The organism is Nonomuraea salmonea (assembly GCF_042428605.1).
Classification (GTDB): Bacteria; Actinomycetota; Actinomycetes; order Streptosporangiales; family Streptosporangiaceae; genus Nonomuraea; species Nonomuraea salmonea.
Genome location: NZ_JBHMCF010000003.1, coordinates 327224 through 350907, shown reverse-complemented (window position 1 = coordinate 350907; position 23684 = coordinate 327224). Strand labels below are relative to the sequence as shown.

Annotated in this window: 21 protein-coding genes; 8 read left to right on the top strand and 13 right to left on the bottom strand. The window is 70.1% G+C overall.

The features are described from left to right. The first annotated feature begins 17 nt into the window (after positions 1-17). Positions 18-269 carry a type B 50S ribosomal protein L31 gene (locus tag ACFFR3_RS02860; protein ID WP_345397303.1) on the top strand — a complete coding sequence of 84 codons (252 nt, stop codon included), beginning with the start codon at positions 18-20 and terminating at the stop codon, positions 267-269. Positions 270-796: 527 nt separating this feature from the next. Here ACFFR3_RS02860 and ACFFR3_RS02855 read toward each other — a convergent pair. The 4 genes from ACFFR3_RS02855 to ACFFR3_RS02840 all read right to left on the bottom strand — a co-directional run bounded on the left by ACFFR3_RS02855 (position 797) and on the right by ACFFR3_RS02840 (position 3431). After that, a complete protein-coding gene (locus ACFFR3_RS02855) occupies positions 797-1060 on the bottom strand; it encodes a DUF6343 family protein (RefSeq protein ID WP_364379015.1) in 264 nt (87 codons plus the stop codon). A gap of 27 nt (positions 1061-1087) precedes the next feature. Continuing rightward, positions 1088-1792: a maleylpyruvate isomerase family mycothiol-dependent enzyme gene (locus ACFFR3_RS02850; protein WP_345397309.1), complete on the bottom strand. Its 705-nt coding sequence runs from the start codon at positions 1790-1792 to the stop codon at positions 1088-1090. 31 nt (positions 1793-1823) lie between these two features. Next, complete coding sequence (locus ACFFR3_RS02845) at positions 1824-2516, bottom strand: DUF4344 domain-containing metallopeptidase (protein ID WP_345397312.1); 693 nt, start codon at positions 2514-2516, stop codon at positions 1824-1826. A 174-nt stretch (positions 2517-2690) separates the two neighbouring features. Further along, positions 2691-3431: a hypothetical protein gene (locus ACFFR3_RS02840; protein ID WP_379482537.1), complete on the bottom strand. Its 741-nt coding sequence runs from the start codon at positions 3429-3431 to the stop codon at positions 2691-2693. Between the two features lie 192 nt (positions 3432-3623). Between ACFFR3_RS02840 and ACFFR3_RS02835 the strand changes: the two genes are divergently transcribed. Next, positions 3624-4496 carry a sugar kinase gene (locus ACFFR3_RS02835; RefSeq protein ID WP_355411865.1) on the top strand — a complete coding sequence of 291 codons (873 nt, stop codon included), beginning with the start codon at positions 3624-3626 and terminating at the stop codon, positions 4494-4496. On the opposite strand, the gene ACFFR3_RS02830 is transcribed toward ACFFR3_RS02835, so the two are convergent. Next, complete coding sequence (locus tag ACFFR3_RS02830; RefSeq protein ID WP_379482536.1) at positions 4493-7768, bottom strand: discoidin domain-containing protein; 3276 nt, start codon at positions 7766-7768, stop codon at positions 4493-4495. The two genes, ACFFR3_RS02835 and ACFFR3_RS02830, sit on opposite strands and share 4 nt — an antisense overlap. A 240-nt stretch (positions 7769-8008) precedes the next feature. On the opposite strand from ACFFR3_RS02830, the gene ACFFR3_RS02825 reads away from it, so the two are divergent. The 6 genes from ACFFR3_RS02825 (at position 8009) to ACFFR3_RS02800 (ending at position 14331) form a co-directional block, all read left to right on the top strand. Beyond that, complete coding sequence (locus ACFFR3_RS02825; protein WP_345397336.1) at positions 8009-8998, top strand: LacI family DNA-binding transcriptional regulator; 990 nt, start codon at positions 8009-8011, stop codon at positions 8996-8998. A 106-nt stretch (positions 8999-9104) separates the two neighbouring features. Further along, entirely contained in the window at positions 9105-10457 is a 1353-nt protein-coding gene (locus ACFFR3_RS02820) for an ABC transporter substrate-binding protein (protein WP_379482535.1), read from the top strand. A gap of 5 nt (positions 10458-10462) precedes the next feature. Next, positions 10463-11329 (top strand): carbohydrate ABC transporter permease, encoded by an 867-nt coding sequence (locus ACFFR3_RS02815; protein ID WP_364378997.1) that lies wholly within the window; start codon positions 10463-10465, stop codon positions 11327-11329. Continuing rightward, entirely contained in the window at positions 11326-12258 is a 933-nt protein-coding gene (locus tag ACFFR3_RS02810; protein ID WP_364378994.1) for a carbohydrate ABC transporter permease, read from the top strand. The genes ACFFR3_RS02815 and ACFFR3_RS02810 overlap by 4 nt, the downstream gene beginning before the upstream one ends. A 4-nt stretch (positions 12259-12262) precedes the next feature. Next, positions 12263-13777 (top strand): glycoside hydrolase family 13 protein, encoded by a 1515-nt coding sequence (locus ACFFR3_RS02805; protein WP_379482534.1) that lies wholly within the window; start codon positions 12263-12265, stop codon positions 13775-13777. A 26-nt stretch (positions 13778-13803) separates the two neighbouring features. Further along, positions 13804-14331: a carboxymuconolactone decarboxylase family protein gene (locus tag ACFFR3_RS02800; protein WP_345397351.1), complete on the top strand. Its 528-nt coding sequence runs from the start codon at positions 13804-13806 to the stop codon at positions 14329-14331. Positions 14332-14334: 3 nt separating this feature from the next. Here the strand turns inward: ACFFR3_RS02800 and ACFFR3_RS02795 are convergent, their stop codons facing one another. The 8 genes from ACFFR3_RS02795 to ACFFR3_RS02760 all read right to left on the bottom strand — a co-directional run bounded on the left by ACFFR3_RS02795 (position 14335) and on the right by ACFFR3_RS02760 (position 23638). Further along, positions 14335-15216 (bottom strand): phosphotransferase, encoded by an 882-nt coding sequence (locus ACFFR3_RS02795; protein ID WP_345397354.1) that lies wholly within the window; start codon positions 15214-15216, stop codon positions 14335-14337. 56 nt (positions 15217-15272) lie between these two features. Then, a complete protein-coding gene (locus ACFFR3_RS02790) occupies positions 15273-16268 on the bottom strand; it encodes a LacI family DNA-binding transcriptional regulator (protein WP_345409582.1) in 996 nt (331 codons plus the stop codon). 32 nt (positions 16269-16300) lie between these two features. After that, positions 16301-17671, bottom strand: a complete 1371-nt coding sequence (locus ACFFR3_RS02785) for a GH1 family beta-glucosidase (protein ID WP_379482533.1) — start codon at positions 17669-17671, stop codon at positions 16301-16303. Continuing rightward, positions 17668-18471 carry a carbohydrate ABC transporter permease gene (locus ACFFR3_RS02780; RefSeq protein WP_345397360.1) on the bottom strand — a complete coding sequence of 268 codons (804 nt, stop codon included), beginning with the start codon at positions 18469-18471 and terminating at the stop codon, positions 17668-17670. Before ACFFR3_RS02780 ends, ACFFR3_RS02785 begins: the two co-directional genes overlap by 4 nt. Further along, a complete protein-coding gene (locus tag ACFFR3_RS02775) occupies positions 18468-19430 on the bottom strand; it encodes a carbohydrate ABC transporter permease (protein WP_364378977.1) in 963 nt (320 codons plus the stop codon). Before ACFFR3_RS02775 ends, ACFFR3_RS02780 begins: the two co-directional genes overlap by 4 nt. Next, positions 19427-20722, bottom strand: coding sequence for an ABC transporter substrate-binding protein (locus ACFFR3_RS02770; protein ID WP_379482532.1), 1296 nt, complete (start codon positions 20720-20722; stop codon positions 19427-19429). Before ACFFR3_RS02770 ends, ACFFR3_RS02775 begins: the two co-directional genes overlap by 4 nt. A 176-nt stretch (positions 20723-20898) precedes the next feature. Beyond that, the gene (locus ACFFR3_RS02765; protein WP_345397369.1) at positions 20899-21789 is read right to left on the bottom strand and encodes a serine/threonine-protein kinase; all 891 of its coding nucleotides are present in this window, start codon (positions 21787-21789) and stop codon (positions 20899-20901) included. A 40-nt stretch (positions 21790-21829) separates the two neighbouring features. Then, positions 21830-23638, bottom strand: coding sequence for an N-6 DNA methylase (locus ACFFR3_RS02760; RefSeq protein ID WP_379482531.1), 1809 nt, complete (start codon positions 23636-23638; stop codon positions 21830-21832). Between the last annotated feature and the right edge of the window lie 46 nt (positions 23639-23684).

Below are 23684 nucleotides of genomic sequence, written 5' to 3'. Positions count from 1 at the left end.
AATGGGTTGCAGGGGGCATGAAGAAGAACCTGCACCCCGCGTACCGCCCGGTCGTCTTCCGCGACCCGAGCGCCGGTTACGCCTTCCTCACCCGCTCCACGCTGACCAGCGACAGGACGGTCGAGTGGGAGGACGGCAGGACCTACCCCGTCATCGACGTGGACGTGTCGTCCGCGAGCCACCCCTTCTACACGGGCAAGGGCCGCATCCTCGACACGGCCGGCCGCGTCGAGCGCTTCAAGCAGCGCTATGGCCGCGCCACGTCCTGAAATATCCGAAGAAATCGTGATGGCGCCCGCGCGCCCTGGGCCACACCCAGGACGCGCGGGCGCACTGCGTTCGGGGGGAGGGGAGGATGTGGCGCGCCTGGAGGGGTCCGCGCGGGGCGGGCGGCCGCCTGAGACGACGTGTGACGCTTCAGGCGGCATCGCAGGGACGCGCGTGGTGGGACGCGCGGTGTCGTGGGACACGCGTGGAGGGGTCCGCGCGGGGCGGGCGGCCGCCTGAGACGGCCTGTGACGCTTCAGGCGGCATCGCAGGGACGCGCGTGGTGGGACGCGCGGCGGAGGACGGGTTTAGGAGGACGGGATGGGTGGCGTGGGCGGGCGCGCGGCGTAGCGGGAGGGGCGATGTGGTGGGACGCGAGACTTGGTAAGGGCGGGCGTCCTGGGGTGCGCTGTTCCCGCGGATGGGTGGCGTGGGCGGGGGCGCGGCGCCGTGCAGAGTTGCCGCGTTCTGGGACGGGCGGCGTTATGGGGTGTGCCCGCGTGGGGGCGGGTGGTCTCTGAGGCGTTGGTCAGCGGTGTTGGTGGGTCTTCGGGCGGCGGGAAGCTCGGCGGTGGCGGATGATCAGGAGGTCGATGGCGGCGACTACGGCCACTGCGGCGGCGATCGCCGCCTCCCACACCCACACCTGCTCGCCCGTCCGCATGGCTTGGACGGTGAAGAACACCGCGGCCACCACCCCCAGCACCAAGGCGATGATCGACAGCACCCGCCGCACGCCCAGCGCGCTGCGGGCCGTCACCGGCTCGGTGCCCTCGCGATCACGCAGCCACATGGGGATCCGTCCTCTCCGAGTGAGGGTTCAGGCCAGGCAGCGCAGGGCGGCCGCCAGCCGTGGGTCGAGGTCGTGGCCGGTGGGGAGCCGGCCCACGGTGGCCTCCACGAAGTCCGAGGAGGAAAGCGTCGCGCTGACCCCGTTCAGGGACGCCCTGACCTGCCCGTCAGCAGGCTCCACCCGCACCTTGGCCTCCTGCTCGGCCAGGACGAAGCGGCTCACCGCCACCCGCCACGCCGTCCGCCCGGCGGCCTCGTCGGACGAGACGGGCGCGCCCACGTCGTCGGCGTGGGTGGCGTACTCGGAGTCGTAGTGGAAGGTCTGGTGCCCCACCGGGTAGGGCCCGGCCAGGGTGTCGAGGGTGCCGTCGTAGCCCAGTGCCCGCATGCGCGCCCGGGTCTCGCCGTTCTTGGTGCGCCACTCCTCCAGCACCTGCCCGATCGGCAGGTTCCTGCGCTGGCGTACGGACAGCTCGTTGAAGTCGTTGTAGTCGCTCACGCCCTCGGTGGCCAGCCGCGCCATGAGGTCCGGGACAGTCCCGTCGAGGCAGGCGTGGTTGTAGAGCTCCTCGCCCGCGAGGTGCGCGAGCACGTCGCGGACCGACCAGCCGGAGCAGCGCGACGGCCGCGCCCAGCCGGCCTCGTCGAGGCCGGAGAAGAAGCGGTCGAGCCTGGCGGCCTCGGCGTCGAAGATGTCGAACGGGTTGAAGTCTTTGAGCAGGTCCTCGGACATACCGGGGACGCTACCCGTCAGATCCGACGATTCACGGCCCGGTACGGACGGCGCCCCCGATGGCCGACCTGACCCGCTCGTACTCGGCGGGGCAGGAGGGCGCCCGCTCGGGCGGCACCCAGCCGCCCTTGGCGATGGAGGCGTACCTGGCCGGGTCGGAGCCGTAGAGCAGGCAGGCGAACGCGGCGGACTCCTTCAGGTGCTCGGCGCCGTCGTGGCCGGCGAGCAGGTGGCGGGCCTCGGAGGCGGCCACGACGTGCTCGGGGTCGTCGGCGAGCAGCGTGAGCGCGGCGAACTGGTCGGCCTGTGCGACGCTGTCGGGCAGGCCGTTAAGCGTGGTGAGCGCGTGGCCGAGCTGGCGGTGGAAGAGCATGGCGAGGGCGCCGTCGGTGCGGGCGCCGGTGGCCTTAGCGTCGGCCTCCTCGGTCTCGGAGATGCCCTTGATCGTGCGGTGCACCTTGTCGACCAGCGAGTAGCAGATGGTGATGCGGCGCTTGCCGGAGCTCCAGGTGGCCTCGGGGGAGTCGCAGTCTCGGGCGACGACCTTCACGTCGCGCGGCGGCATGATGTCGGTCTTGAGTGCCTCGCTCTTCTTCAGCAGCCGTTCTGCCTGCTCGGCGCTGTTGGAGGAGGGCTGCTCGTAGCGTACGGACACCTCGGGTGAGGGTGCCGCTCCCAGGGCGCTCGTGATGCTCAGGACGAGGGCGATCACGGAGTGCGGCATCCGGGGAGCTCCTTCAGGGGTCGGCCGTCGCAATGGGTGGTCCCATGCGGCGATATCAAGATCGCTAAACCTCCCGGACGGTAAAAAAAGCCGGAAGCCCGGCCCCACGAGGGGGACCGGGCTTCTCGGCCTGGATCACATGAGCGGGACCTTCACCAGGCCCTGCCCAGGTGGTCAGTGACGGTGCCAGGTGTAGACGCGCACGTAGTCGGTACGGCTCGTGGTGTCCTCAAGACGGCGGTCGCCGCTGAAGACGGCGCGGAAGGAGCCGCTCTTGTACGCGCGGGTCTTGGCGTAGAACTTGCCGCCCCACGACGTACGGTCGGAGGCGACGTACTTCCAGGTGCTGGAGCCGAAGGCCTTGTAGTAGATGTTCACCCGCTCGTTGCGGACGCCGTCCCAGTCACGGCCGTCGCGAGCCTCGAGACGACCGGTGAAGGTGATCGTCTTGCCCTTGCGCACCTTGCCGGGGCTGGCGTAGAAGCGCGAGATGCGGGTGTCGTCCTTGCTCTTCACCTGCTTCACGTAGAAGTAGGCCGAGTCCGTGGCGATCTTGTTGCCGCGGCGGTCGAAGGCCACGGCGGTGGCCTTCCACTTGCCCTGGGCGTCGTTGTCGTTGAAGGCGACGGCGAAGCGCCAGCCCTCAAGACCCTTGACGTCCTTGGCGGCGAGCGTGCGCACGCCCGCGGGGGCCACGCTGAGCTCGACGCGCTCGACGTTGCGGCTGGCGAGGACGTTGAAGTGCGCCGTGGTCTCGGAGCCCTTCTTCACCAGGACCGGGTTCGGGCTGATGTCCCGGATGTGGAGCTTGGTGTGGGGCCTCGCGGCGGTGGACGCCGAAGCGACGCCCGCGCCCGAAACCAACATGGTGCCGCCGACCATGGCGGTCAGGATGCCTACTGCGATCTTCCTCATGAGGGTGCTGATTCCTCTCCCCGTATTGACTTCAGAGCGTGGCCTGGGGGTGCCGCGCTCCCTCTACTACTTTGAGGCACGGGATCGGGAAAAGGTTGGGCCAAAGTTCCGAAAAAAATTCGATCAAGGTTTAACCAGGACTTATGCGGAAAAATGGGATTTAGGACACGTGATCGACTACGCTCTGGCGCCATGACGGACGTCTACACCCTGGGAGAGCCACTGGGCGTCGTCTCCAGCGGCAGAGTCCGCCATGAGAGCGAGGCCAGGCTGGACGTCTGCGGTCCCGAGTTCACCCTCGCCGTCGCACTCGCCAGGCTCGGCCACGACTGCGCCTACCTGGGCAAGGTCGGCGAGGACGAGCTGGGCGCCAGGGCGCTGACCGTGCTGCGGGGCGAGGGCGTGGACGTCGCCGACACGCGGGTGGTGGCCGGCACGCGTACGGGGATGCTGCTCCGCGACACCCGCGTGGCCAGGCCGACAGGCGTCTCCCACTACCGCGCGGGCTCGGCGGGCTCGCTGCTCGCGCCGGGCAACGTCCCGATCGACCGGATCGGCGCCGCGAAGATGGTGCACGTGACCGGCATCACCGCCGCTCTGGGCAGGGACCCGCTCGAAGCCGTGCGCACGGCCGTCAACGCGGCGCGCAACGCCGGGGTGATGATCTCCTTCGCCGTCGAGTACGTCCCCGAGCTGTGGCCGTCCGTACGCGAGGCGGAAGAGGTGCTCGGCGAGCTGGCCCGCGCCTCCCACCTGCTCTTCCTCCGCCAGGACGAGCTGGACCTGGTCAAGCCCGCGCTCACCCCCGAGCGCGAGGTCATCGTGGACCGGGGCGCGAAGGGCGCGAGCGTGCGCGCCGACCGCATGCGCTACGACGTCCAGGGCTGGCAGGTGCCGATCGTGGACACCTGTGGCGCGGGCGAGGCGTTCGCCGCCGGCTACATCAGCGCCGCGCTCGACGGCCTCACCCCGCAGGAACGCCTGCACCGCGGGGCGCTGCTGAGCGCCGCCGCGGTGACCAGCGTGAGCGACTGGCAGGGCATGCCCACCAGGGCCGAGCTCTAGTCGATGGTGAGGGTGAACGTCGAGGTCGTGTTCCTGACGTTCTGGTGGTTGTCGCTGAAGCGCAGGTTGTTGAAGGTGGCCGACCCGATCGCCGGGCCCTGACCGGGCTCGGGCAGCTCGTTCACCCAGATCCCGAAGCCGGACTTGGCGTCGAAGGCGTCACCGCTCTTCCTGGCCCCGCTGATCGACACGTTCGTGAAGACCGTGTCCTGCACGGGGTTGAGCGGCGTGCTCGGGTTCTGGTAGCCGGTCTGGAACATGATCCCGCTGTACGTCGGGTCCACGATGTCCAGGTTGCTGACGCGGATGCCCTGGAACACCTTCGAGGAGGAGAACAGCCACATCGCCGGGAACGTCTGCTGCCCCCAGAAGTGACCGCCCGCCCTGACCAGCGAGATGTTGTCGAACCGCGTGGGCGGGCCGGCGCCGAAGCCGTGCATCGGGTAGCCGAAGTCCAGCGAGGAGATCGTGACGCCGGAGTACACGAGCGTGTCCGCCACGTAAATGTTCCTGAAGGTGTTGTCGTAGCCGCCGTACACCGCGAGGCCGGCCGCCCGCCAGGTCAGCAGCGAGGTCAGGTTCTCGTAGACGTTGCCGAACTGCTCACCCGGGTTGTTGTCGGTGGCCGAGAACAGCGCGAAGCTGTCGTCGCCCGTGGACCTGGTCTCGATGTTGCTGACGCGGTTGCCGGTGCTGCCGTTGGTGAGGTTCAGGCCGTCGGCGAACACGTTCCTGATCCTGGAGTTCTTGATGGTCAGGTTGTCCACGTTCGTGCCCCACAACAGGCAGACCTGATGCTCGACCCAGATGTCGTCGATGGTGAGGTTCGCGACGTTGGTGAGGTCGAAGACCTTGCCGGGGCCGTTGATGCGGTCCACGTAGTTGCCGAAGTAGGCGAAGCCGGTGAACGACGAGCCGTTCGCGGTGGCGTCCGCGCGGAAGCCGACGTCGGTGTTCTGCTGCCCGGCGGGCGCGTGGAAGCGGGTGAACCACGGTCCCGCCCCGACGACCTTGATCGCCTTGCCGTACACCTGGAACTTGCTGCTCGTCTGGTAGTCGCCCGCGGGGAGGTAGACGCCGGTGAGGTCGGTGTCCATGCGGGCGCGGTCCAGCGCGTTCTGCACGTCCTGGTGGGTGAAGCCGGCCGGTACGGCGTACTTCGCCGGATCCGGGTTGGGCACCTGCGCGACCTGCTCGAAGTCCACGAAGTCGATCGCGTACGTCGAGGAGTTGGCCGCGTCCTTCTGCAACCTGATCTTGCTCCCCGCCGGGACGGTCGTGCCGAGCATCAGGTTCGCCTCGTCGTAGATGTGGCGGGGCGGGCCGGCGCCCGGGTTGTTGGTCGGGCTGTCCTCGGGGCCGTACAACCAGGCGTGACGCGAGGTCAGGGGGATGGCCTTGCGGAACGTGCCGTCCACGTAGACGTTGAGCGTGGTGTCGATGCCGCCTCCGCCCGGCGCGTCGGGGATCGAGAAGCGGGTGACCAGGGTGTTCGTCGGGGCCTTCGCGGTGAACTCGACGTACGCGCCGGTCTGGCCGAGCGTCACCGCCCGTCGTCCCGACGCCTCGCCGGCGATCGTGCCGATCTCCCTGCTGGGGCCGACGCGGATGGCGCCGCCGCCGATGGCCGCGTCCTCGGCCTCGTACGTGTCGTACGGCATGTTCGCCCCCCGCCCGACGAACAGCGGCAGCGTGCTGGTGTTGTTGTCCCGCTTGACCGGCAGCTCGTTGGCGTCGGCGGCGAGCACGGTCCTGACCGTGTACCTGCCGTCGGCCGCCGTCCACGTGCCCAGGTTGACGGGGCTCGTGGTGGCGCCGGGGGCGATCGTGCCGCTCACGGAGCCGGTCAGCGTCCTGACGACGGTGCCCGACGCGTCGGCGACGGTGAGCGTGATGCCGTGGGAGCCGCCGCCGGAGGCGACGGTGCCCTGGTTCTTGACGGCGACCGAGAACGTCACCGTGCCGCCCGCCGCCGGGTTGCCCGGCGTCCAGGAGACGGGGGAGGCGATGAGGTCGGCCGTGTCGACCGGCCGGACCGTGAGGGTGCCTGTGGCGGTGTTGTTGGCCTCGTTCTGCTCGGGGACCTCGCCGTCCTCGTCCACCTTGGCCGACAGCTCGTACGTCCCCGCTTCCCGCGCGCCGATGTCCGCCGACACGGTCGCGGAGGCCCCGGCGGCCAGCGCGCCCACGGCGGCGGTGCCGACCTTGGTGTCGCCCGCGTAGAAGGTCACGGAGGTCGCGGCGGAGCCGGTGCTGCCCGCGTTCCTGACCGTCGCCGACAGCCGCACGTCGTCGGTCTCGACCGGCGAGGCGGGCGAGGAGGTCAGGCCGGTGATGGTGAGGTCGGGGTTGGGCGCGGGCGTGCCGAAGATCTGGAACTCGGCGATCTGCCCGCCGGGCGCGCCCGTGTTGGCCGTGACCTGGAGGCGGACGTCGGCCGCCCGTCCGCTCACCGGGATCGTGACGCTGTTGCCGGTGGCCGGGTCGAAGGTGTAGGCGGCCTGGGGGACGAGGGTGGTGAAGGCGGTGGCGCCCTGGACGCGGCCCTGGACGGTGAGCGTCTGGGTGCGGCGGGCCCAGACGGCGTCGGGGTTGAGCTTGAGGGTGACGGAGGTCAGCGTGGCGTCGGCGCCGAGCTGGGCGGTGAGGGTGGCCGGGTAGGCGGCGCTCTCCCAGTAGGTGCTGAGGTTGTCGTCGCCTGCGTTCGCGGCGGCGTACGTGTGCGTGTGCGACGACGCGGTCATCGGCTTGCCGAGCGCGAGGTTGGCGCCGTCCTGCGGGGTGTCGGGAGCGGTGCCCCAGACCTCCAGCTCGGAGAGCTGCCCGGCGGGCCAGCCGCTGTTGGCCGTGATGTGCAGCCGCACGTGGCGGGCGGTCGTGCCGGCGGGGAGGGTGATCGTGGTGGCGGGGTTGACGGCGTAGGTCGTCTGGGGCACGACGGTGGTGAAGGTGGTGCCGTTCGTGCCGGTCTGGACGGCGAGCGTCTGCGTACGGTTCGGCCAGCCGCCGGGGAGCTTGAGCACCAGGCGGGAGAGGGCGGCCGTGGCGCCGAGGTCGACCTGGATCCACTGGGGGAAGGCGTTTCCGGCCGACTCCCAGTAGGTGGCCTGGTCGCCGTCGGTGACGTTGGCGGGCCGGTAGACGTCGGTGTGGCTGCTGGCGGTGGCGGGCCGGCCGGCGGCGAGGTTGCTCTCAGAAGCGGCTTGAGCGGCCGGATGGGGGACGACGAGGAGCCCGGTGAGTAACGTGAGGGCGGCTAACAGTGCTCTCATGAGGGGTGGCCCTTCGAGGGTGGGGCGGATGGCCGAACCATAAGATGTCGAGCAGGTGGCCGCAATATTTCGACGACATTGCGCAAACGATGGACTGACTCACGCTGTCGAATTCCGCCAAGCCGCGCTGGTCAGCGCACCAGCACAGGCGTGAAGCCGCCGTGAGGGCCGCGCAACGCACGACGTACGGTCTACGTAAGCCGTTGCAAGCGCTTGCGCTGAAGGCCGTATAGTTTGCGCATGACTCGACGACTCGCAGAGGTGGCCAAGAAAGTCGGAGTGAGCGAGGCGACCGTGAGCCGCGTGCTCAACGGCAAGCCCGGGGTGTCCGACGCGACCCGCGAGGCGGTGCTGACGGCGCTCGACGTGCTCGGCTACGAACGCCCCACCCAGCTGCGCGGCGACCGCGCCAGGCTGGTCGGCCTGGTGCTCCCCGAGCTGCAGAACCCGATCTTCCCCGCCTTCGCCGAGGTCGTCGGCGGGGCGCTGGCCCAGCAGGGGTTCACCTCGGTGCTGTGCACCCGCACGGTCGGCGGCGTCTCCGAGGCCGACTACGTCGATCTCCTGCTCCAGCAGCAGGTCAGCGGCGTCGTCTTCGCCGGCGGCCTGTACGCCCAGGCCGACGCCTCCCACGGTCACTACGAGCTGCTGCACGAGCGCAAGCTGCCCACCGTGCTGGTCAACGCCGCCGTCGAGCGCCTCGACTTCCCCCAGGTCTCCTGCGACGACGTGGTGGCCGCCGAGATGGCCGTCGCCCACCTGCGAGCCCTCGGCCACGAGCGCATCGGCATGGTGCTCGGGCCGAAGGACCACATGCCGTCGCGGCGCAAGCTGGAGACGTTCCTCGCGTCCGGCGGCGACGCCGAGCTGGTCGAGCACACCATGTTCTCGCTCGAAGGCGGGCACGCCGCCGCCGCGCGGCTGGTCAGGCGCGGCGTCACCGGCGTCGTCTGCGCCAGCGACCTGCTCGCGCTCGGCACCGTACGCGCCGCGCGCCGTGCGGGGCTCGCCGTGCCCGCCGACATCTCGGTCATCGGCTTCGACGACTCGGCCCTGATGAACTGCACAGAGCCGCCGCTCACCACCGTCCGTCAGCCCATCGACGCCATGGGGCGGGCGGCGGTGGACCTGCTGGTCGCGCAGATCGACAAGGCCGTCGTCCCGGCCGACGAGCTGCTGTTCGAGCCCGAGCTGGTCGTCCGCGCCTCCACGGCCCGCGCCAAGGACTGACCTGCCATGTGATGCAGTCGTTATCTTGCAACTTGAAGTCGAAATCTTGCGCCCTTCGGTCGAGGAACCTATGGTGTGGGCACCTCGCATCAAGAAGGGTCAGACCATGCAGAGATCCACCGGACTCCTGCTCGTAACCGCGCTGAGCCTCACGGCCACCGCATGCGGCTCCGGCGGCGAGCCCGCCACCCCGTCCGCCGGCGGCGCCAAGGCCGTGTCGATCACGGTGGCCTGCCAGCCGGCGAAGTCCGCGCCCAAGGAACGCCAGGCGTGGGACGACGACGTGGCGACGTTCATGAAGGAACACCCCGGCGTGACGGTCAAGAGCACGGACCAGCAGCCGTGCTTCGACCCCAAGACGTTCGGACCCAAGCTGGCGGGCGGCCAGATGGAGACGGCGTTCATGGTGCCGATGACGAACTACGCCGACGTGATCTCCAAGGGCCAGGCGCTCGACATCACGCCGTACACGAGCCTGATCAAGAACTGGAACGACCTGCGCGCCGACCACAAGGAGCTGCTCACCAAGGACGGCAAGGTCTACGGCGTCCCCAACGTGCACTACAGCGTGGGCCTGGTCTACAACCGCGCGCTGTTCACCAAGGCCGGGCTCGACCCCGACGCCCCGCCCCAGACCTGGGCCGAGGTGCGCGAGGCCGCGAAGAAGATCGCCGGGCTGGGCGCCGGCCACATCGGCTACGGCGAGTACTCCGGCGGCAACACCGGCGGCTGGCACTTCACCCAGGCGCTCTACGGCCGCGGCGGCGACGTCCTGACCCCCGACGGCAAGAGCGCCGCCTTCAACTCGCCCGAGGGCAAGGCCGTGCTGCAGACGCTGCACGACATGCGCTGGGCGGACGACAGCATGGGCACCAGGCTCCTGGTCGGCTGGGAGTCGCTGATGGTCGCCATGGGCAGCGGCAAGGTCGGCATGATGCTCGGCGCCCCCGACGTCGTGACCGACGTCGTCACCAAGTTCAAGGGCAACGTCGACGACTACGGCATCACCGGCTTCCCCGAGGCCAAGGCGTCGCTGAGCGGCGGCGAGGCGTTCATGATCAACCCGAAGGCGACCCCTGAGGAGGCCAAGGCCGCGCTCGAGTGGCTCGACTTCCGCTACAACACCGTCGGCAAGGGCCGCTTCGACTTCGCCCGCGGCAAGAGCATCGGCAACCCGGTCGGCGTGCCCGACAACGCGGTGTACGGCGACTCGCCCACCGGCCAGGCGCTCCAGGAGGACCGGGTGAAGAACGCGACCCTGCCGGTCGCCAACTACGACTCCTACGTCAAGGCCGCCGGCACCGTCCCGCCCAAGGCCGAGCCGGCGCACGCCCAGGAGCTGTACGCCGTCCTCGACGTGCCGATGTCGGGCGTGCTCAGCCGTAAGGACGCCGACATCGACCAGCTGCTCGCCGACGCCGAGTCGAAGGTGAACTCGCTGCTGGCGGCCAAGGGTTGACCTCCATGCAGATCTTGAGGCGCAACCTGACGGCCTACGGGTTCTTGTGCGCGGCGCTGTTCTGCTTCACGGTGTTCGCCTGGTATCCCATGGTCAGGGAGTTCATCCTGAGCTTCCAGAAGACCGACCTGATCAACGAGCCGATCTGGGTCGGGCTGCAGAACTTCACGACGGCCTTCCTCGATCCGGCCTTCGGCGAAGCCTGGCTCAACACCCTGGAGTTCACGCTCCTCGCCCTGCTGTGCGGCTACGCCGTGCCGTTCGTCGTCGCGCTCGTCCTGAACGAGCTGCGCCACGCCCGGGCCTACCTGCGGTTCGTGGTCTACCTGCCGGTCATGCTGCCGCCGATCGTGGCGGTGCTGCTGTTCCGGTGGTTCTACGACCCGGGGCCCGGGCTGTTCAACCAGGTGCTCGACTTCTTCGGCCTGCCCGGCCTCGCCTGGCTCGACAGCTCCTCCACCGCGCTGATCTCCCTGGTCATCGTCTCGACCTGGATGAACATGGGCAGCGCGACGCTGATCTACCTGGCCGCGCTGCAGAACATACCGCCCGAGCTGTACGAGGCGGCCGAGCTCGACGGCGCCGGCATCTGGAAGCGGATCAGGCACGTCACGATCCCGCAGACCCGGCTGATCCTGCTGCTCATGCTGATGCTGCAGATCGTGGCCACCATGCAGGTGTTCATCGAGCCGTACATGCTGACCGGCGGCGGGCCGGAGAACGCGACGGTCACGGTGGCGTACCTGATGTTCCAGAACGCCTTCACGTTGCAGGACTACGGCTCGGCGGGGGCGCTCGGCATGATGCTGATGCTCGTGCTGCTCGTCTTCGCCGCCTTCCAGCTCCGTCTGACCAGGGAGGACAAGGCGTGATCTCTGTCGGAGCCGGGGCGGCCGCCCGCCGCGCCCGGGGCAGGAAGCGCGCGCCGAAGCCGATCGAGGTGCAGTTCCGCACGATCGTCTCGCCGCACCAGCTCAACAGCAGGTGGGGCCGGCGCATCTACTGGCTGGTGCTGGTCGCGGTGCTCGTGCTGTTCACGCTGGCGTTCGTCTTCCCGCTGTACTGGATGGCGACCGGCGCGCTGAAGACGCCCGAGGAACTGGCGCAGATGCCGCCCACGCTCTTCCCCGCCGACCCGTCGCCCGAGGCGTTCTTCGAGGCGTGGGACCTGTTCGACATCGGGACGCTCCTGGCCAACACCGCCTACTACTCGCTCGGCGGCTGGGTGGTCTGCATGGCCGTGGACGTGTCGGCGGCGTACGCGCTGTCGAAGCTGCGGCCGATGTTCGGCAACGTCATCCTCGGCATGATGCTCGCCACGCTGATGATCCCGGCGATGGTGGTGCTGATCCCGCTGTACGTCACGGTCGTCGACCTCGGCCTGCTCAACAACCCGTGGGCGCTGTGGCTGCCGGCCGCCGCCAACGGCTTCAACATCTTCCTGCTCAAGCGCTTCTTCGACTCGATCCCCAGGGAGCTGATCGAGGCGGCGCAGATCGACGGGGCGGGGGCGGTGCGGATCCTGCGTTCTGTGGTCCTGCCGGTCTCCCGGCCCATCCTGGGTGTGGTCTCCATCTTCACGATCGTCACCTCGTTCAAGGACTTCGTCTGGCCGCTGCTGGTCATGACGGACAGCGACAAGATGACGATCAGCGTGGGCCTGTCGCAGACGGCCGGAGCCGTCACCCAGAACCAGGTCATGGGAGGACTGCTGATCACCAGCATCCCCATGGTCATCGTTTTCTTCATCTTCCAACGGCACATCATGGCGGGCCTGACCGCCGGAAGCATCAAGGGATGAGCGCATGTCGCAAACGTGGTGGCGGGGGGCCGCGATCTACCAGGTCTACCTGCGGAGTTTCGCCGACGGGAACGGTGACGGCGTCGGCGATCTCGCCGGCCTGCGCTCCCGCCTGCCGTACCTGAAAGAGCTCGGGATCGACGCCATCTGGCTCAACCCGTGGTATCCGTCGCCGATGGCCGACGGCGGCTACGACGTTGCCGACTACCGCGACATCGAGCCGGTCTTCGGGACGCTGGACGAGGCCGAACGGTTCATCGAGGAGGCGCACGACCTCGACATCAAGGTCATCATCGACGTGGTGCCCAACCACAGCTCGACCGAGAGCGCCTGGTTCAAGGAGGCGCTGGCGGACCCGGCGGCGCGCGACCGGTTCTGGTTCGCCGACGAGCCGCTCAACGACTGGCAGTCGATCTTCGGCGGCCCGGCCTGGACGCAGGTGCCCGACGGGCAGTGGTATTTGCACCTGTTCGCCCCCGAGCAGCCCGACCTCAACTGGACGAACCCCGAGGTACACCGGGAGTTCGAGGACGTGCTGCGGTTCTGGTTCGAGCGCGGGGTGGACGGCTTCCGCATCGACTCGGCGGCGCTGCTCATCAAGTCGGACACGGCGTACGAGGATCTCGACGAGGTCCACGACGTCTACCGCCGCTGGCGCGAGGTGGCCGACGAGTACGGCGAACGCATCCTCATCGGCGAGGTCTGGCTGCCCGACCAGGAGCGCTTCGCCCGCTACCTGCGCCCCGACGAGCTGCACACCGCCTTCAACTTCGACTTCCTGTCCTGCGCGTGGGACCCGCGCGACCTGCGCAGGTCCATCGACCTGACGCTGGCCACGCACACCCCGATCGGCGCCCCGCCGACGTGGGTGCTCTCCAACCACGACGTGACCAGGCCGGTCACCAGGTACGGCCGCGCCGACACCTCGTTCGCCCACGGCGGCGCCCTGCACGGCAGCCCGACGGACCTGGAGCTCGGCTACCGCCGCGCCCGCGCCGCCGCGCTGCTCGCGATGGCGCTGCCCGGCTCCGTCTACGTCTACCAGGGCGAGGAGCTGGGGCTGCCCGAGGTGGAGTACCTGCCGGACGAGGTGCGCCAGGACCCGATGTACGCCCGCTCGGGCGGCACGAACCCGGGCCGCGACGGCTGCCGCATCCCGCTGCCCTGGTCGGGGGACGAGCCGCCGTTCGGGTTCGGCACGGGCACGCCGTGGCTGCCGCAGCCGGAGAGCTGGCGCAAGCTGACCGCCGAGGCGCAGCGTACGGACCTCGGCTCGATGCTCAACCTCTACCGTTCGGCGCTCGGCATCCGCCGCGAGCTGCTCGGTGACGGGACGCTGACCTGGCTGCCGATGGGGGAGGAGGTGCTGGCCTTCACCCGCGACTCGGGCCTGACCAGCGTCACGAACCTGAGCGCCGCCCCGGTGCCGCTTCCCGAGGGCCGCGTGCTGCTGTCCAGCGGCCCGCTGGACGACGGCCTGCTGCCCGCCGACACCACGGTCTGGGTGACCCCCTCCTGACCGAAGGGGCCCGTTACGATCGCGGCATGGCACGCCTGCGACGCACCCCACCGCACGAACTCGACCCCGAGGCGAAGACGCTCTACGACGGCATCACCTCGGGGCCGCGCGGCCGGTTCATGGTGGACGAGCACGGCGGGCTCACCGGGCCGTTCAACGCCATGCTGCTCAGCCCGCCGGTCGGCGACCCGCTGCAGCGGCTCGGGGCGGCCATCCGCTACCGCTCCACGCTCACCGACCGGGCCAGGGAGCTGGCGATCCTGGTGGTGGCCGGGCACCAGGACAGCGCGTTCGAGCAGTCCGCCCACGAGCCGATCGCCCGCGACCTGGGCTTCGCCGAGGAGCAACTGGCCGCCCTGCGCGCCGGCGACACCCCCGAGCTGGACGACCCGGGGGAGCGGGCCGTGCTCCGCGTCGCCCGCGCCCTGGTCACCAAGGGCGACCTGGACGACGAGGAGTACGCGGTGCTGGGGGAACGCGAGCTGTTCGAGCTGACCACCCTGGTCGGCTACTACACGACCCTGGCACTCCAGCTCCGCGTCTTCCGCGTCTGACGGTCAGCGGGTGGCGCCGGTCGGGTCGGCCAGCCAGGCGTCCAGCGCCGCGCGGGCCGCGCCCGCGCGTTCGGGGAAGCGCAAGGCCCTGACCAGCACCCACAGCGTGCCCTGCAGGCCGCGGGCAGCCAGGCACGTCCGCAGCACGGGATCGCCGGGGTCGGCGCCGTAGGCGCGGACGGCGGCCCTGCCGTCCATCCGCGTCGTCCGCAGCAGGCACGCCAGGTCCCAGCCGACGGGCCCGGCCATGCACTCCTCGAAGTCGTTCCACCGCAGGCCGTCCGGCGTGGCCAGCAGGTTGCCGGGATGCGCGTCGCCGTGCACGGCCTGCGCGGTCGCCGCCACGCCGTCCAGCCGCCGCGCCAGGTCGGCGTGCGCCTCGCGCAGCCGGGCCAGGACGTCGGGCTCGACCGTGCCCGCGAGCAGGTCGAGCAGCCGCAGCGGCTCGTCCAGCACGGGCCCGAGCAGCGGCAGCCCGCCGGGGTGAGTGCGCAGGGCGGCGTGCAGCTCGGCCAGCATCCCGCCGAACGTGGCGGGCGTCGGCACGTGGTCCGGCTCGTGCTCGGCGTACGCCCAGAAGGACAGCGTCACCCCGTCGCGTACGTGCGGCCCGGCCGGCAGCAGGTCACTGGGCGGCACCACCGGCGCGCCCGCCCCGGCGAGGAACGACACGACGTCGAGCTCGCGCGCCAGCGCCTTCTCCGGCCGCGCCCGCCCGAGCGCGGTGACCGTGGGCACCCGCGCCACGACGGGCGCAGGCCGCAGATGGACGCGCACGTTGAACGAGTCGTTGAGCACCACCGGCTCCCGCACCCGCACCCCGTGCTCCTCGGCCACCGCGACGGCCGCCGCCACGGCCGCACGGGCGGACACCGGCGCGGCCACGTCAGCCTCCGGCGGGTGCACAAGAGATCCCGTGCAGGACCTCGGGTCCGCCCACGTCAGGCCGACTCCCGGACGACCAGCTCCGTGGGCAGGATGACCGGGGCGGTGGGGCCGCCCTCGAACAGGTTGAGCAGCAGCCGCACCATGGCCGCCGCCTGCTCCGCGATCGGGTGGCGCAGCGTGGTCAGCGGCGGTTCGGTGTATTTGGCCGCCTCGATGTCGTCGAACCCGACCACCGCCACGTCGTCGGGCACCCGCCGCCCGGCCTGGCGCAGCGACTGCAGCGCGCCCACCGCCATCAGGTCGTTGGCGACGAACACCGCATCGAGCGCGGGGTCGTCGCGCAGGAGCTGCCGCATCGCGATGGCCCCCGACTCGCGGGTGAAGTCGCCGACCGCGACGATGGAGCGCCGGTCGGAGTCGCGCAGCACGTTGCGGTAGCCGGTCAGCCGATCCTGCCCGGCGATCATGTCCTGCGGCCCCGCGATGGTGGCGATCCTGCGCCGCCCGGTCTCGACCAGGTGGCGCACCCCCGACTCAGCCCCGCCGACGTTGTCGTTGTCGACGAACGGGATCTCGACCGGCACGGCGGGCCGCCCGTAGGAGACCACCGGCACCCGCAGCCGCGACAGGGCCGACGGCAGCGGGTCGGCGCCGTGCATGGACAGCAGCATCACGCCGTCGACGTGGCCGCCGGAGATGTAGCGCTCCACCCGGGCGTGGCTTTTGGGCGAGGACACCAGCATGAGCACGACCTGCTTGTTGACCGCCTCCAGCTCCACCGAGGCCGACCTGATGGCGGTGGAGAACATCGGGTCCTCGGAGAAGACCCGGTTGCCGGGCTCGCTCACGACCAGGGCGACCGAGTCGGTGCGCTGGGTGACGAGGCTGCGCGCGGCCGAGTTGGGGACGTAGCCCAGCTCGTCGATCGCGCGCAGCACGGCGTCGCGGATGTCGGGCGCGACCGTGGTCTGCCCGTTGACGACGCGGGAGGCGGTGGCCCGCGAGACACCCGCCCGGGCGGCGACCGCCTCCAGGGTCGGGCGTCTCATGACTGCACACGAAGGGAGAGCACGGTAAAAATCTACAGGCCGTTCCTGACGATGACGTCCCTGTACCAGAGCGCGCTGTCCTTGGGCATCCGCTCCTGCGTCGCGTAGTCCACGTGCACGATGCCGAAGCGCCGCCGGTAGCCCTCGGCCCACTCGAAGTTGTCGAGCAGCGACCACACCAGGTATCCGCGCAGGTCGGCGCCCGCCTCGATGGCCCGGTGCACCTCGCGCAGGTGCCCGTCCAGGTACGCCACCCGGTCGTCGTCGTGCACCCTGCCGTCCTCGACGACGTCGTCGAAGGCCGCGCCGTTCTCGGTGACCATGAGGCCGACCTGCGGATAGTCCTTGGAGAGCCGGACCAGCAGGCGGGACAGGCCGTCGGGGACGATCGGCCAGCCCATGGCGGTGGTGGGCGCGTCGGCGGGGGCGAACCTGACGCCCTCCGAGCCCGGCCAGGCGGCGTCGGCCGGCAGCCCGGGGCCCGCCTCCACGACGCACGGGTTGTAGTAGTTGATGCCGATCAGGTCGAGCGGCGCGTTGATCAGCTCCAGGTCGCCGTCCTGGATGTGCGCGGTGCCGCCGTTGCGCTCCGCCGCCGCGAGCACCTCCTCCGGGTACGTCCCGTACACCGCCGGGTCGAGGAACTGCCGGGTCAGCAGCGCGTGGATGCGCCGGGCCGCCGCCGCGTCGGCCTCGCCCGCCACCGCCGACGGGTCGTTGACCTGGGCCGGGGTGAGCACGGGCGCGGAGTTGACGACGAGCATGATGCTGCCCGCGCCGGACTCGCGCAGCCGCCTGGCCGCGAGGCCGTGGCCGAGCAGCAGGTGGTGGGCCGAGCGCAGCGCCTCGCCAGGATCGCGGCGGCCCGGGGCGTGCACGCCGTTGCCGTAGCCGAGGAACGCGGCCACCCAGGGCTCGTTGAGCGTGGCCCAGTCGGTGACGCGGTCGCCGAGCTTGTCGTGGACGGCCTGGGCGTAGTCGGCGAACCGGTACGCGGTGTCGCGGTTCGTCCAGCCGCCCCGGTCCTCCAGGGCTTGGGGGAGATCCCAGTGATAAAGCGTGACATAAGGCGAAATGCCGGAGGTGAGCAGCTCGTCCACGAGCCTGTCGTAGAAGGCCAGGCCGCGCGGGTTGATCTCGCCCTCGCCGTCGGGCTGGATGCGCGGCCAGGCCACCGAGAACCGGTAGGCCGCCAGCCGCAGCTCGCGCATCAGGGCGATGTCGTCGCGATAGCGGTGATAGTGATCGCAGGCCACGTCGCCGGTGTCGCCGTCGGCCACCTTCCCGGGGGTGTGGGAGAAGATGTCCCAGATCGACTGGCCCCGTCCGTCCTCCTTGACCGCCCCCTCGATCTGATAGGAGGCCGTGGCGGCTCCCCAGACGAAGTCCTCGGGAAAGATCATCCCTTAACAGCTCCTTGCATGATTCCGCCGATGATTTGCTTGCCGAACAGGGCGAAGACCGCCACGAGCGGCAGCGTGCCGATCGCGGTGCCCGCCAGGCCGAGCACATAGTCGTTGACGTAACCGCTGGCCAGGGTCGACAGCGCCACCTGGACGGTCGGGTTGTCCGGGGTGAGCACGACCAGCGGCCAGAAGTAGTCGTTCCAGGCCGACATGAACGTCAGCATGCCCAGCACCGCCGCCGCCGGCCGCGCGGTGGGCAGCACGACGTGCCAGAACAGCCGCCACGTCGTGCAGCCGTCCACCCGCCCGGCCTCCAGCAGCTCGGTGGGCAGGGCGCGCTGGAGGTACTGCGTCATGAAGAACACGCCGAACGCGTTGACCAGCGCGGGCACGATGAGCGCGTAGTTCGTGCCGGTCCACTCCAGCTTCACCATGAGCATGTAGAGCGGGATGATGCCGAGCTGCGCCGGGACCATCATGGTCGCGACCGTGATCACCAGCATGATGTTCCTGCCCCTGAAACTCAGCTTGGCGAAGGCGAACCCGGCCAGCGTCGAGAAGAACATCACCGCGATCGAGATCGAGCCGGCCACGATCACCGAGTTGAGCAGCGCCAGCCCGAACGGCACGGTGTCGAAGACGCGCGCCACGTTGGCGAAGAAGTTGCCGCCGGGCAGCAGCGGCGGCGGCACCTCGGCCAGCGCCGAGTTGTGCCGGGAGGCCACCACGACGCTGTAGTAGAGCGGGAAGGCGGAGAAGAAGGCCACCGCGATCAGGGTCAGGTAACGCAGCCTCACAGCAGACCGCCCTTCACGCGACGGGTGAGGAGGAAGTTGATGCCGGCGACGACCACCACGGCCACGAACATCAGCCAGGAGGCCGCGGAGGCGTACCCGAAGTCGAACGTCGCGTTCGCGAAGCCCTGCTCGTAGACGAACAGCGCCAGCGTCTGGAACTGCCGGTCGGGCCCGCCCGTGGCGATGCCGCCACCGCCGCCGCTGCTCTGCCCGAACAGCATCGGCTCGGCGATGATCTGCATCGCGCCGATCGTCGAGACGATGACCACGAAGATGATCGTCGGCCGGATCATGGGGATGGTGATGCGGCGGAGCTGGGTGAAGCTGCTCGCGCCGTCGAGGGTGGCGGCCTCGTACAGATCGCGCGGTACGGCCTGCATGGCCGCGAGGAAGATCAGCGCGTTGTACCCGGTCCAGCGCCACATGATCATCACCGAGAGTGCGACGTGCGAGCTGGCCGTGCCCGCCGCCCAGTCGATCTGGCCGACCCCGAACCAGGACAGGATCCAGTTGATCATGCCGAAGTCGCGGCCGAAAAGCTGGCTGAAGATCACGACCACCGCGACCACGCTGGTGACGTTCGGCAGCAGCAGCGCGACCCTGAACAACGTCTGCAACCGCAGCCGCCGGTTCAGCAGGTGCGCGAGCCAGATGGCCAGCGCGAGCTGCGGCACGGTGGACAGGATCCCGATGGACAGGGTGTTGAAGGTGGCGTTCCAGAAGTAGGAGTCGGCCAGCAGCGTCGAATAGTTGCCGAGGCCGATGAACTCCTGCGTCTCCGACAGCAACGTCCACTCGTGCAGGCTCACCCAGGCCGTGTAGACCAGCGGGAAGAGCCCGAAGGCGCAGAACAGCAGGAAGAAGGGGGCCACGTAGGCGTACGGCGACACCCTCACGTCGAGGGTGTGCCGCACGCTGCGCCTACGCCTCTGCGTGACCGCGAGAGGAAGGGAGCTCATTTGATCTTCTTGACGTCCTCGAGCACCTGCGCCCACGCCTCGTCCGGCGTCTGCTTGCCCTGCTCGACGCGGCCGAGCCCGTTGCCGATGGCGGTGCGCACGTCGGCCTCCTTCGGGCCGAGGTGCTGCGGCTTGAGCGCCTTGGCGGCGTCGGAGTAGATCTTGCCGATGGGGGCGTCACCGAAGAACGGCTTGGTGAAGGTCTGGATCGACGGGTCGTCGTACAGCGAGGGGATCGACGGGAACGTGCCCTCCTCCTTGAAGACCTTGGCCTGGTTCTCCTTGGAGGTGAGGAAGTCGATCAGCTCGGCCGCCTCCTTCGGGTGCTTGCTCTGCTTCGGCACCATGAGGTGCGAGCCGCCGCTGTTGCCCGAACCGCCCGGCACCGCCGCGATGTCCCACTTGCCGGCCGAGTCCTTGGCCTGCTCCTGGATGAAGCCGGTCATCCAGGCCGGGCAGATGATCGTGGCGAACGAGCCCTTGGCGAAGCCGGTGTTCCACGGCGGGGAGAAGGCGGCCAGCTTGGCGGTCAGGCCCTCCTGGGTGATCTGGTTCGACAGGTCCCAGGCCTTCTTCACGTCGGGGTTGGACTCGACAATGATGGTGTCCTGGTCGTCGTACAGGCCGACGGGGGCCTGGTTGACCATCGCACGGAAGATCTCACCCGGCGAGTCCACGAACTTGGCGCCGGCCACGTTCGCCGCGGCGAACTTCTTACCGGTCGCGATGTACTCCTCCCAGGTCGGCCAGAGCGCCGAGACCTTCTCGCGGTCGTCGGGCAGCCCGGCCTTCTTGAACAGGTCCTTGCGGTAGCACATGGCCAGGCCGCCGACGTCGGTGCCGAGGCCGAGGACCTGCGAGCCGTCCTTGGACAGGCCCTGCTGCCACTTCCAGCCGAGGTACTCCGGCTGGCGCTTGTCGAGGCCGTACTGCTTGAGGTCGACGAACTTGCCGGGCTGGGCGGTGAAGGTGCTGATGTAGCCGACCTCGACCGCGGCGACGTCTCCCGCGCCCGCGTTGGTCGCCAGCCGCTTGACCAGGTTGCTGTGGTGGTCGTTGAACTGGGTGACGTTCTCGACGATCTCGATGTTCGGGTGCGTCTTCTTGTATTCCTCGTAGAGCGGCTGGAAGCCGAAGTCGCCGAACAGGTCGACGGTCAGCTTGATCTTCTCGCCGGGCTTGGCGCTCGACTCGGCCGCGGTGCCGTCGCCGCCTCCGCCACAGGCCGTCGCCAGGGCGAGGACGGACGCGGTGAGCAGGGGCAGGCCGAGCCGATGGATGCGAGGGGCCATCGAAACCCTCCTGGGTCTCTTGCAAAGGGGTTGGGTGAGAGAGCGCTCTCTCAGAAGATTCGCGGTGCTCACAGGGCTCTGTCAACGGGAGTTACATAACGAATGCGTTATCCGTGAGAGCGCGATCTCACGTGATCAGAGGCTGTTTCCCGAGGTGGTGCGGAAGAGGAACCGGTTCAGCCGGTGAGCGCGCGGCCGGCCATGCGGGCGTACATGCGGCCGGGGCTCGGCGCCGTGGTGAGGAAGCCGGGCAGCATGGGCAGCGCCACCGCGAAGGGGTCGAGGCGCTCGTACAGTTCGTCGGCGTCGGCGGGGCGGTCGGCGGGCTGCTTCTCCAGCAGCTGCGCCAGCAGCGCGCCCAGCGGCTCGGGCAGCCCGGGGATGTCCGGCGGGCGCTCCTTGACCTGCTTCTCGAAGACGACGTAGTCGGTCGGCCCGGTGAAGAGCTGTCGTCCCGAGAGCATCTCGTGCAGCACGCAGCCGAGGGAGTAGAGGTCGCTGCGCGGCTCGGTGACGCCGTGCTGGATCTGCTCGGGCGCCATGTACGCCGGTGTGCCCAGGATCTGCCCGATCCTGGTGAACGTCGTCACATCGGACTCCCTGAGCATCGCCAGGCCGAAGTCCAGCACCTTCACGCTGCCGTCGGGGCAGAGCATGAGGTTGGTCGGCTTGAGGTCGCGATGGCAGATCGACAGCGCGTGGGCCGCCGACAGCACCGCGCACGCCTGCGCCGCGATCGCCGCCGCCCACGGCACCGGCAGCGGCCCGTGCTCGTGCACCAGATCGGCCACGGTGACGCCCTCGATGAACTGCATCACCTGGTAGAGCCGCTGTTCGTGGGTGCCGAAGTCGTAGAGCACGGGAGCGCCGGGATGCTCCAGCCTGGCGAGGATCCGCGCCTCCCTGATGAAGCGGCGCTCCAGCTCGTGATCGGGGCCGCTGGGCAGGCGCAGCAGCTTCACCGCCACCCTGCGGTCGAGGTGGCGGTCATGGCCCGCGTAGACGGCGCCCATGCCGCCTTGCCCGAGAGGGAGGTCGTCGAGCTCGTAGCGGTCACCGATGACCATAAACCCCCTCTCCCGCAGCCTTCCGGAGAAAACTACACCGTCAGGACTGCGGGTGCAGGTGGCCGTCGGCGAGGCCGTCGAGGCCCAGCCGGATCAGCGTCTGCCCCAGCGTCGAGGTCTCGCGGATGGCGTCCTCCAGCACGGCCAGCTGACGGAACGCCGCGCCGTACGCCTTCTGCTCCTTCAGCGACAGCCGGGGCAGCCGGGTGCGGCGCACGTCGAACCTGCTGGAGCCGGTCGTCACCCGCCCGCCCGCGGCCCGCAGGAACCCGGCGAGGAAGTCGGGGTCGAGCCGGCGCCCGTCCACGCGATAGAGCGTCAGGTGCGGTCCGAGCACCGCCCCGCCGTCGGCGATCACGCGGACGGCGGAGTAGGAGGCCACGACGTCGCCCGCCCTGATCGGCACCAGGCCCTGCTGCATCGTGGTCGAGCCGGACGGCGAGCCGCCGTTGAGCAGGTCGTCGGAGGTCAGCACCGGGATGTCGCCCCCGTCGGCGGCCATTTTGGGCGGCGCCTGCGAGGTGGTGACCAGGCCCTCCTTGATGAGGTCGCCGAGCGTCGTGGCGGGCTGGTCGAGCGGCTGCTCCAGCACCTTCAGGTCCGGCGGGACCGCCGTGGCGGCCAGGAAGCGGTCGCGGGCCTCGGCGAAGGCCCGGCCCACGTCGTCGCGCCGCTGGTGCCTGGCCGGGGTCATGTCGACCTCGTCGGCCAGCAGGTCGATGATGCGGACGGTCTGGTCGGAACGGTCCTCCACGTACGCCTGCCAGGCCGGCTCCACCGCCGACAGGTCGGCCGTGGCGTCGAGGATCAGCACCTCCGACGGCGGGCGCTCACCGGCGGCCGGGCGGCGCAACAGCCACAGGTCGCTGCCGGGCAGCGCCACGACGGCCCGCAGGGCGCCCGCGCGCAGCAGGTTGGCCCTGATGCGGCGGCCCGCCTTGCGGCTGGCGGCGGCCGGCGGCATCAGGATGGCCACCAGTCCGCGCGGCTTGACGTGGGTGAGGCAGTGCTGAACCCAGGCCAGCTCGGGCTCGCCCCTGGGCGGCAGGCCGTACTCCCAGCGGGGGTCGCCGGTCAGCTCCTCATAACCCCAGGCCCGCTCGTTGAACGGCGGGTCGCACACCACCGCGTCGGCGCGCTCGCCGGCGAAGCCGTCGCGCCGCATGGAGTCGCCGGCCACGATCGTGGCCTCGACGCCGCGCAGCCGCAGCCGGGAGGCGGCGATGGCGGCGGAGGTCTCGCTGAGCTCCTGGCCGAGGATGCGGCCCGCGCGGCTGGAGGCCAGCAGCAGCGTGCCGACGCCGCACGCGGGGTCGAGCACGGTGGCGCCGTCGGCGCCGGCCAGCCGGACCATGAGCGCGGCGACGTCGTCGCGGGTGACCGAGAGCTGGCGCGAGTGGGCCTCGAGATAACGCTCGCAGAGGAACTCGTACGCACGCAGCGGCCCCAGCTCCTTACCCAGCTCCAGGATGAGCCCGGTCAGCTCGGGATCGAGCGCCCCCGGATGACCTGCGGTTTCCTGGCCGGGGGCGTCAGTCCGGCCGTCGCCGGCGGCGTGGGCCGCGCCGGTCAGCAGCGCTCCCGCGCGGGCCACCAGCTCGCCCAGCCGCAAATCTCCGGCGGCTTTCAGGCGTTGCCACGCCCGATCTCCCAGGGAGACCTGGTAGGACTTCCCATAGCGACGCAGCCATGACTCGACCTGCCGCAGCGAGAACAGCGGCTGGTTGGCGGTGCCGCCGATGGGCTGGGGGAAGTCGTCGTGGCGACGGCGCCAGTTGCTCACCGCGGCCCGCCCGACGCCGGCGAGCCGGGCGATGTCCCCGGCGTTGACGGTCGGGTCGTGGCTCATGGAGCCCACAGTAGTTCACAACGAGTCTTCAGCGCATCTGCTTGTG

Coding starts and splice junctions, on each gene's coding strand:
- ACFFR3_RS02860 (WP_345397303.1), top strand. CDS start 18: ATGAAGAAGAACCTGCACCCCGCGTACCGCCCGGTCGTCTTCCGCGAC.
- ACFFR3_RS02855 (WP_364379015.1), bottom strand. CDS start 1,060: ATGTGGCTGCGTGATCGCGAGGGCACCGAGCCGGTGACGGCCCGCAGC.
- ACFFR3_RS02850 (WP_345397309.1), bottom strand. CDS start 1,792: ATGTCCGAGGACCTGCTCAAAGACTTCAACCCGTTCGACATCTTCGAC.
- ACFFR3_RS02845 (WP_345397312.1), bottom strand. CDS start 2,516: ATGCCGCACTCCGTGATCGCCCTCGTCCTGAGCATCACGAGCGCCCTG.
- ACFFR3_RS02840 (WP_379482537.1), bottom strand. CDS start 3,431: ATGAGGAAGATCGCAGTAGGCATCCTGACCGCCATGGTCGGCGGCACC.
- ACFFR3_RS02835 (WP_355411865.1), top strand. CDS start 3,624: ATGACGGACGTCTACACCCTGGGAGAGCCACTGGGCGTCGTCTCCAGC.
- ACFFR3_RS02830 (WP_379482536.1), bottom strand. CDS start 7,768: ATGAGAGCACTGTTAGCCGCCCTCACGTTACTCACCGGGCTCCTCGTC.
- ACFFR3_RS02825 (WP_345397336.1), top strand. CDS start 8,009: ATGACTCGACGACTCGCAGAGGTGGCCAAGAAAGTCGGAGTGAGCGAG.
- ACFFR3_RS02820 (WP_379482535.1), top strand. CDS start 9,105: ATGCAGAGATCCACCGGACTCCTGCTCGTAACCGCGCTGAGCCTCACG.
- ACFFR3_RS02815 (WP_364378997.1), top strand. CDS start 10,463: ATGCAGATCTTGAGGCGCAACCTGACGGCCTACGGGTTCTTGTGCGCG.
- ACFFR3_RS02805 (WP_379482534.1), top strand. CDS start 12,263: ATGTCGCAAACGTGGTGGCGGGGGGCCGCGATCTACCAGGTCTACCTG.
- ACFFR3_RS02800 (WP_345397351.1), top strand. CDS start 13,804: ATGGCACGCCTGCGACGCACCCCACCGCACGAACTCGACCCCGAGGCG.
- ACFFR3_RS02790 (WP_345409582.1), bottom strand. CDS start 16,268: ATGAGACGCCCGACCCTGGAGGCGGTCGCCGCCCGGGCGGGTGTCTCG.
- ACFFR3_RS02785 (WP_379482533.1), bottom strand. CDS start 17,671: ATGATCTTTCCCGAGGACTTCGTCTGGGGAGCCGCCACGGCCTCCTAT.
- ACFFR3_RS02775 (WP_364378977.1), bottom strand. CDS start 19,430: ATGAGCTCCCTTCCTCTCGCGGTCACGCAGAGGCGTAGGCGCAGCGTG.
- ACFFR3_RS02770 (WP_379482532.1), bottom strand. CDS start 20,722: ATGGCCCCTCGCATCCATCGGCTCGGCCTGCCCCTGCTCACCGCGTCC.
- ACFFR3_RS02765 (WP_345397369.1), bottom strand. CDS start 21,789: ATGGTCATCGGTGACCGCTACGAGCTCGACGACCTCCCTCTCGGGCAA.
- ACFFR3_RS02760 (WP_379482531.1), bottom strand. CDS start 23,638: ATGAGCCACGACCCGACCGTCAACGCCGGGGACATCGCCCGGCTCGCC.